The organism is Streptomyces sp. NPDC058239 (genome assembly GCF_042882185.1).
Taxonomy (GTDB): Bacteria; Actinomycetota; Actinomycetes; order Streptomycetales; family Streptomycetaceae; genus Streptomyces.
Map to the genome: position 1 here is coordinate 1 of NZ_JBHVWS010000151.1, position 1,053 is coordinate 1,053.

At 68.2% G+C, this 1,053-nt stretch carries 2 protein-coding genes; both read left to right on the forward strand.

All coding sequences use genetic code 11. The features are described from left to right. Positions 1–480, forward strand: a 480-nt coding sequence (locus ACFVYE_RS47300; RefSeq protein WP_389609788.1) for a phosphopantetheine-binding protein, incomplete at its 5' end; no start/stop codon positions are given. Continuing rightward, on the forward strand, positions 480–1,053 hold a 574-nt coding region (locus ACFVYE_RS47305; RefSeq protein ID WP_389609790.1), incomplete at its 3' end, for a condensation domain-containing protein. The genes ACFVYE_RS47300 and ACFVYE_RS47305, both read left to right, overlap by 1 nt.

A 1,053-nucleotide genomic window follows, 5' to 3' on the forward strand; every position in this document is an offset into this window, starting at 1 on the left:
GCGTATGTCGTGCCGGGTGAGGGTGCGGACCGGGACGAACTTCCGGACTCGGTGCGGGAGGTGGTGGCCGGGAGGCTGCCCGCCCACATGGTTCCCTCGGCGGTCGTCGTCCTGGACACAGTCCCACTGACCGTCAACGGCAAACTCGACCGCAAGGCCCTGCCCGCACCCGACTACGCGTCTGCGAAGGCGGCGGCCAGCCGTCGGCCGACGACGCCGCAGGAGGAGCTCCTGTGCACCGTCTTCGCCGACGTCCTGGGACTGCCTGAGGTGGGAGTCGACGACGACTTCTTCGCCCTCGGTGGTCATTCGCTCCTGGGCGTGAGGCTCGTCAGCGAGATAAGGGCCGTGCTCGGCGTCGAGGTGGAGATCCGGACCTTGTTCGACGCACCGACGGTGGCAGGGCTCGCACAAAAGCTTGGAACGAAGAAGTCAGCGCGGCCGGCGTTGCGGCCCATGCGTAACCAGGGGGAGTCCTGATGTTTCCGTTGTCGTTTGCGCAGCGCCGTCTGTGGTTCATCGAGCAGCTCGAAGGGCCCAGCCCCGCGTACAACATTCCGATGGCCTTGCGTCTTTCCGGCGGGGTGGATGCCGGGGCGCTGGATGCCGCGCTGAGGGATGTGATCGGCCGTCACGAGGTGCTCCGGACGGTGTTCGGAGTGGCCGAAGGCGAGCCGTTCCAACAGGTGTTGGACCTCGCGGACATCGCATGGCACCTTCAGGTCGTCGACCGTTCCGCGATGGACGGGCCGACCGGCCTCACCGAAGCGGTCACCAGGGCCGCTTCGCACCCCTTCGCCCTGACGTCCGAAGTGCCGGTCCGGGCCTGGCTGTTCCCCGCCGGGGCGGATGAGCACGTCCTGCTCGTGGTGGTGCACCACATCGCAAGCGACGGCTGGTCGGCCGGACCGCTTGCCCGCGACCTCGCCACTGCCTACGAGGCGCGTTGCGCGGGTCGGGCTCCTGGGTGGGAGCCGTTGCCGGTGCAGTACGCGGATTATGCGTTGTGGCAGCGTGAGCTGCTCGGTGAGGAGAGCGATCCGGAGAGTGTGC